This is a genomic window from Kocuria sp. CPCC 205231 (assembly GCF_040980965.1).
In the GTDB taxonomy this organism is placed as follows: domain Bacteria; phylum Actinomycetota; class Actinomycetes; order Actinomycetales; family Micrococcaceae; genus Kocuria; species Kocuria rosea.
The window spans coordinates 24,964-30,963 of the sequence record NZ_JAVKPP010000024.1 but is presented as its reverse complement, the minus strand read 5'-3'; the positions used below and the strand labels follow the sequence as shown (position 1 = coordinate 30,963).

The 6,000-nt window shown below is 68.2% G+C and carries 9 protein-coding genes and 1 pseudogene; 6 read left to right on the top strand and 4 right to left on the bottom strand.

The window, feature by feature from the left end; genetic code table 11:
- The first annotated feature begins 172 nt into the window (after positions 1–172).
- On the top strand, positions 173–763 hold the full coding sequence (locus tag RF640_RS17595) for a recombinase family protein (protein WP_368828499.1): 591 nt from the start codon (positions 173–175) through the stop codon (positions 761–763).
- Positions 764–767: 4 nt separating this feature from the next.
- Here RF640_RS17595 and RF640_RS17590 read toward each other — a convergent pair.
- The 4 genes and pseudogenes from RF640_RS17590 to RF640_RS17575 form a co-directional block, all read right to left on the bottom strand.
- Positions 768–1,013: pseudogene (locus RF640_RS17590) on the bottom strand (recombinase family protein); the annotation flags it as partial.
- 112 nt (positions 1,014–1,125) lie between these two features.
- On the bottom strand, positions 1,126–2,052 hold the full coding sequence (locus RF640_RS17585) for a diacylglycerol kinase family protein (RefSeq protein ID WP_284564004.1): 927 nt from the start codon (positions 2,050–2,052) through the stop codon (positions 1,126–1,128).
- Positions 2,053–2,093: 41 nt separating this feature from the next.
- On the bottom strand, positions 2,094–2,402 hold the full coding sequence (locus RF640_RS17580; RefSeq protein ID WP_284564005.1) for a hypothetical protein: 309 nt from the start codon (positions 2,400–2,402) through the stop codon (positions 2,094–2,096).
- 47 nt (positions 2,403–2,449) lie between these two features.
- The gene (locus RF640_RS17575) at positions 2,450–3,154 is read right to left on the bottom strand and encodes a TetR/AcrR family transcriptional regulator C-terminal domain-containing protein (protein WP_284564055.1); all 705 of its coding nucleotides are present in this window, start codon (positions 3,152–3,154) and stop codon (positions 2,450–2,452) included.
- 275 nt (positions 3,155–3,429) lie between these two features.
- On the opposite strand from RF640_RS17575, the gene RF640_RS17570 reads away from it, so the two are divergent.
- The 5 genes from RF640_RS17570 to RF640_RS17550 all read left to right on the top strand — a co-directional run bounded on the left by RF640_RS17570 (position 3,430) and on the right by RF640_RS17550 (position 5,899).
- Positions 3,430–3,723, top strand: coding sequence for a hypothetical protein (locus RF640_RS17570; protein WP_284564006.1), 294 nt, complete (start codon positions 3,430–3,432; stop codon positions 3,721–3,723).
- A 102-nt stretch (positions 3,724–3,825) separates the two neighbouring features.
- Positions 3,826–4,047, top strand: a complete 222-nt coding sequence (locus RF640_RS17565; RefSeq protein ID WP_284564007.1) for a hypothetical protein — start codon at positions 3,826–3,828, stop codon at positions 4,045–4,047.
- Positions 4,048–4,401: 354 nt separating this feature from the next.
- The gene (locus RF640_RS17560) at positions 4,402–5,121 is read left to right on the top strand and encodes a GAF and ANTAR domain-containing protein (RefSeq protein WP_284564008.1); all 720 of its coding nucleotides are present in this window, start codon (positions 4,402–4,404) and stop codon (positions 5,119–5,121) included.
- Positions 5,122–5,130: 9 nt separating this feature from the next.
- The gene (locus tag RF640_RS17555; protein WP_284564009.1) at positions 5,131–5,415 is read left to right on the top strand and encodes a hypothetical protein; all 285 of its coding nucleotides are present in this window, start codon (positions 5,131–5,133) and stop codon (positions 5,413–5,415) included.
- Between the two features lie 277 nt (positions 5,416–5,692).
- Positions 5,693–5,899, top strand: coding sequence for a cold-shock protein (locus tag RF640_RS17550; protein WP_284564010.1), 207 nt, complete (start codon positions 5,693–5,695; stop codon positions 5,897–5,899).
- Positions 5,900–6,000 lie beyond the last annotated feature (101 nt).

The window sequence follows — 6,000 nt, the reverse complement described above, 5'->3', positions numbered from 1 at the left end:
TGAGGCCACAGGAGTACCACAGCCGCCAATTACCTCTGCCAGAACACCGCCATTTACCGTCGACAGTCACACCCGCATGTTTCCGGGGACCTGAGTGTCTCGCATCCTTGTGCTTTATCCATGCCCCTAGAATCGGATACTCAACGTCAGTTGCGAGACAGATGAGGTGGACGTGGGGAAGTTAATCGGGTATGCCAGGGTGTCGACGCGTCAGCAGGACGCCGACCGTCAAGTGGCTGACCTCCTGCATGCCGGGGTGCGGCGCGATGACCTCTATGTCGACAGTGGAGTGTCTGGGGGGCGTGCATTGCGTCCGCAGTTCGACCGTGCGGTGGTTGCGCTCGAGTCGGGGGACACCTTGGTCGTCACCACGTTGGACCGATTGGGGCGGTCGACGCAGAACATGCTGACCTTCGCCGAGGCCCTGCGGGGGAGAGGTGCGGGGCTACGGGTACTCAATCTCGGTGGCGGAGACGTGGACACTGCTACTCCGATGGGCTCGATGGTCTTCACGGTCATGGCCGCGCTGGCCCAGATGGAGCTGGAGATCAAGCGGGAGCGGATCACCGACTCGGTGGCTAAACGCCGGGCCGCCGGCAAAGATCTCGGCGGGCGCCGTCAGACTTTTACCGATTCCCAGATCCGCAACGCGCTGCGGCTCATTGATGGCGGAGAGCCGGCCACCCAGGTCGCACGGGACCTCGGCATGTCCCGAGCGACGCTCTACCGGCGGATCCGGGAACTGCCCTCCACAGTCAGCTGAGGTCTCAGCCGGTGCGCTTGGCCAACTCCCGCTGGATCGTGCGGTAAACCGTGGAGCGGGCCACCCCGAACAACTCCGCCAGGGAATGCTCGCCCCTCTCGTGCAAGGACAGCAGGTGCCGGCGCTGCAGCGCGGAAAGCTTGGGCTGCCGCCCGCGCAACCGGCCTTTGGCTCGAGCGATGGCCATGCCCTCGCGGGTGCGCATCCGGATTAAGTCGGATTCGAACTCCGCCACCATGCTCAGCACGTTCCCTTTTCGGCGGGTGCGTAGTACTGGAGTGTTGCGTTCGTGTCGCTAGGACTGGGTTCGGGGGCTTGGTCTTCGGGCTGGACGGGGCACCGGAGCAACGGTTGGGTGCCGGTCAGCCGATGACGGTCAGGGCCGAGGGGGCGGACTCGACGCGGACCTGGGTGTGGGCCGGGACGGAGCGGACCTCCCCGTCGAGCTGGTAGGGCATCGGCTTGAGGGCGATGAACTCGTAGCGGGCCACGCTGGGCTGATCCCCCAGCCCGGTGGTGGCCGCGCGGGCGGCCTTGAGCAGCACCTTCCACTTGGCGGCGTGCGGAAAGAGGATGACCTCGAACTTCCCGTCGGCCGGCCGGTCCTGGGCTTCGCTGAGGGTGGCGACCTTGGCCATCTGAGGGATGTTGGCGAAGACGAGGCTGTCGATCTTCTGGCGGGTCCCGTCGGTGTGCTGGATGCGGAAGGGCCGGAACTGGGCGAAGGTCCGCACCACCGAGACCATCTCCTTGAGCGCTCCCTTGTTGCCCTTCTCCATGTCGATGGCCACCACCGGGGTCAGCCCGAAACCGATGTAGGAGTGGGCGTAGACGGCCTCCGCCCCGTTCCCGGTGGACAGGTGCAGCAGGTCCATCTTCCGCACGTGGCCTTCGGCGACGGCTTCGGCCAGGGGCTGGCGGGCGGTGGTGCGCTGGTGGTCGTTGGCGTTGCCGGCCGGGACCACCGCGCACACGGTATCGGTGGACTCAGCGGACATGACGCTGTTGATGACCTCGTTGTAGCCGCCGTCACCGCTGACCGAGACGATCAGGGCGTTGGGGGTGCTCGCCGCCTCCGCCAGGTCCACGGCGTGCCCGGCGTGCTCGGTGGGCAGCATCCGGATCTCCGGGGCATAGGGCAGATCTTCCTGCAGCTGGTCGCGCAGCTTCGCGGCCAGTGCCGGGGCGTCCCCGGTGCTGTGCGGATTGAAGATCACACAGATGGCGTCGAACCGGCGGGCCGTGGGACCCGTGGTGTCGGTGGGGTCTGCGGCGGGAATGGTGTTCATGGTGTGCCTGTCGGTGAGGGTTCGAGCGGGGTCATGGGCTCTCATGCGGTGTCGCGGGCGTCCAGCTCAGCGGCCAACTCAAGGCCCCGGTCCATGGTGACTGGATGGGGCCCAACCGGGTCGGTGAGCCAGTCGTGGTCGAGCTGGCGGGTGATCCTCGAGTGCAGTACCTGCAGGTCCGCCATGCCCAGCCTGGTGAGGTCTTCCGGGAAGTCCTCCTGAGGGCCCAGGCGGCTGCCCGGTGTCCGCAGGGGCGTCTGGGTCATGCTCGGCGCGGGCAGTGCGGCACCGGTCTCGGGCTGAGCCCGGAAGTCATTGTTGCCGGTCTGCTCTGAGGCGATGGTGGTCATGAGAACTCCTGGGTGCTACGGGTCGAACAGGTCAGGGATCAAGCGGGTCAAGCATCAGCGGGTGAGGCCTCGAGCTGGTCGGGATGTGCCGCGCCGCCCTGGGACGCCGCGGTCGGGGTGGACGGTGCGGGGTGGAGCTGGGCGGCCAGTCCGCCCAGGAGGATGGTGATGCCCTGGTCGAGCTCGGCCGCCCCGTCGTAGTCGGCCAGCACCGAGGCCATGGAGCGCAGCAGCGGGAACTGGCGGGCGGGCAGGCGGTGCAGGCCCAGGCGCAGCAGGTCCTCGTTCTCCTGCTCGTCCACGACGATCTCCTGGAGCTCGTTGAGGATGTGCCCGTAGAGGTACCCGTAGTAGGCCCGGTAGACGTGCAGGGCGTCTTCCGGGGTGAAGCCGGCGCCGATGAGCAGGGTCAGGATGTTCTCCAGCGGGCGCAGGGTGCCCAGCGGGCGCAGTCCCAGCGGGGTGGACAGCGGCCGGGTCACCAGCAGCGGCACCACGTGCGGGTGGGCCAGGGCCAGGTCGCGGAAGTCGTGGGCGGTGGCGCGCAGCTGCTCCTGCCAGTCGGCCCCGTCGGTGGGGATGACCAGCTGGTCCAGGACCAGCTCGGTGATCCCGTCGAGCAGGTCCGCCCGGTTCTTCGCGTAGCGGTACAGGCCCATCGGGTCCCGGCCCAGCTCGTGGCCCAGCCGGCGCATGCTCAAGGCGTCGAGGCCCTCGGCGTCCACCAGCGTCAGGGCCGCGGTGAGCACCACCTCCCGGCTGAGCCGCGGCCGGCGCGCCTTGGCCCGGGGGGTCGGTGCGGGGTCCTCGACGGTGTCGGGGACGGGGTCAGTGGGGGGAGGCACAGTGATCGGAATCCTTCGATAAGGGGGCTTTGCTTAATTCGCAGTCTACACGTACAGTCTACGGTGTAGGCAAGACGTCGAGCACACTGCGTCCCCCGCCCTCCACTGACTGCGCCGACGGCGATCTGCTGTCCGGAGCCCTGCCGAATCCGGTACCCCCTTACCTCTTTCAGGAGAATCCCTTGACGAACACTGCTTCCCACACCGCCACCCCCGCCACCACCGGCGCCGAGCACACGACCCGTCGCGCCACCGAGACCAAGGCCGCGACCAAGACCACCGAGTTCATCGCTTACCTCGGCGTGCTGGCGGCCATCGTCGTCACCGCCATCCTGGTCGGTGACGGCGGGGCCGAGGACGGCGCCGACCTGTTCGACGCCCGTCAGGCCATGGAGTACATCACCTACCTGACCATCGGCTACCTGGCGTCCCGCGGACTGGCCAAGTCCGGCAGCCGCGAGTCCTACTCCGCCTGAGCGCTCGTCCGCTCCGGGGATCCGGGCCCTGTTTCAGGGTCTGGATCGCCGGGGCGCGGGCAACGCATCACACCTCACCGCACGACATGAACAGGACGCATCATGACCACCACTGATCGATGGATTCACGACCTGGCCCGGGTGCACCCCGGGGACCCGATCGAGGTGTGGGATGAGCACCACCTGCGCCATGCCGGCACCGTGAGCCAGGTGGCAGCCCACCTCGGTGTGCTGTGGGTGCGCGAGACCAGCAGCGGGCTCCCCAAGCTGGTCCCCACCGAGGGTCACCGCCTGCGCCACGCCTCGGCTGCCCACGCCGCCTGAAGCGGTCGCAGACCCCGGTAACTCGTGCTTCCAGGTCAGCGGAAGCTTCCGGGTGGGGTGAGGCACCAGCACGATTCGTGAGGTCCGCCTCGGCTCGGCCACCCCGTGCCGAGGCGGGCATCACTATCTCTGAAGGCCGCCCACGTCGTCAGAGCCCCGACCCGGGGCAGCCACCGCACCAGAAGCGGCGCCGGCTCCGTGATCATTCACCGGCTGACCGGCCCTGTGCGGACCGGCGTATCCCTGAGAGAAGGGGCCACCATCGTGCGAGAAACCACCGGCCATCGAGGCCGCCACGACAGCGCACGATGCGCAGCGGACCCGACCCGCCCCGTCGGACCGAGAGGGGTCCCCATGCAGTCCGAATCCTCCGCGACGGAGCTGACCGCGGTCTTCGCCCGCATCCAAGACATGCTGCTGTCTCAGGAGCACGCTGCGGCCGCGGTGCACCAGCTGGCCCAGGTCGCCCGGGACCTCATCCCCGTAGCCGCTGGTGCCGGGGTCTCCCTGCTCGACGCCCAGGGCACTAGGACCAGTGCAGGGGCCACCGGCCATCTCGTGGAGGCCGCCGACGCCCTCCAATACGACCTCGGGAACGGCCCGTGCCTGAGCGCCTGGGCCACCGCGACCCCCCAGCGCGTCAACGACACCACCGACGACGACCGGTGGCCGGAGTGGTCGAGGGCTGCCGCCGCCTCGGGAATCCTGTCGATGATCAGTGTCCCGATGGTGTTCCAGGACCGGTGCCTGGGGGCGATGAAGGTCTACGCCACCGTCGGTGATGCCTTCACCGGCTACGAGGAGCAGCAGCTGGGCCTGCTGGCCGTCGCGGCGGCCACCCTGCTGGGCTCGGCCCAGACCGCGGACGCCCCGCAACGGCTCAGTGCCGAGTTGCAGGCCGGGCTGGAGGATCGGCAGGCGGTCGATCGGGCCACCGGGATGCTGATGGAACAACGGGCCACCGACCCGGATGACGCCCATTGCGTGCTGCTCACGGCCTCGCGAGCCCAGGGCCGCCCTATGGCCGAGGTCGCCCGCCAGATCCTGGAGCGCCGCCCGGATCCGGAAGGGTGAGGGGCACCCGTGGATGACGACGGTATCGGGGCAGAACAAGCCCGCCTGCTGCTCGAGGTCATCGGCCGGGCCGGCATCGAGGTGAAGCAGTTGTGGTTCCACTACTTCACCCTCGGCGGCAGTGCCGGGGAGGTCGAGGTCGAGGCCTACCTGCACCATTGCTTGGACCTGCCCGCCCTTCAGCGTGACTTGTTGGCCCACGCTGTCAATGAGCTCATCGACCGGCGACCTCCGTTGCGGGCCCCCTACGTCTCCGAGCTGCTCCGCCGCGAGGGCTCCGACGCCGCGGATTGACCACCCCTCTGCAGGTCTTGCACCCCGCGGCCCGGAAACGGTGTTGGGTAGACCGTGGGCGGCGGCACCGAGGCCTCAGGTGTCGCCTGTCACTGCGCATTCGGATTGGCCTGCGTACAGTGGAGTCCAGTTGTTGAAGTTTCGTTCTTGCAGTTCAAGCAGTTCGCCCGGATCCGGGTACGGCAGTTTTTCTGAGAAGACGTTTTGGCAGGCATCGCAACGCCCGAGCACCCCGATCGTCGGGGACGCTCCGTTTCTTCAGAAAGACAGGTTCCCCATGACTACTGGCACCGTGAAGTGGTTCAACGCCGACAAGGGCTTCGGCTTCATCACCCCCGAGGACGGCTCCAAGGACGTGTTCGCGCACTTCTCCGCGATCAACTCCGGCGGGTTCCGCTCCCTCGAGGAGAACCAGCGCGTCGAGTTCGAGACCCAGGACGGCCCCAAGGGCCCCCAGGCCGCGAACATCTCCGTCATTGCGTGAGAACACGCTGATCTCCTCGTGAGATCACCGACGCCGAGCCGTACGGCCTGACGTCACCCCAGGAATCGCCACCCGGCCCCGGCCCGGTGGCGATTCCTCGT

Excerpts from the sequence above, each read along its gene's own strand:
- RF640_RS17585 (WP_284564004.1), bottom strand. The coding sequence starts at position 2,052 with ATGAACACCATTCCCGCCGCAGACCCCACCGACACCACGGGTCCCACG.
- RF640_RS17560 (WP_284564008.1), top strand. The coding sequence starts at position 4,402 with ATGCAGTCCGAATCCTCCGCGACGGAGCTGACCGCGGTCTTCGCCCGC.
- RF640_RS17550 (WP_284564010.1), top strand. The coding sequence starts at position 5,693 with ATGACTACTGGCACCGTGAAGTGGTTCAACGCCGACAAGGGCTTCGGC.
- RF640_RS17580 (WP_284564005.1), bottom strand. The coding sequence starts at position 2,402 with ATGACCACCATCGCCTCAGAGCAGACCGGCAACAATGACTTCCGGGCT.
- RF640_RS17565 (WP_284564007.1), top strand. The coding sequence starts at position 3,826 with ATGACCACCACTGATCGATGGATTCACGACCTGGCCCGGGTGCACCCC.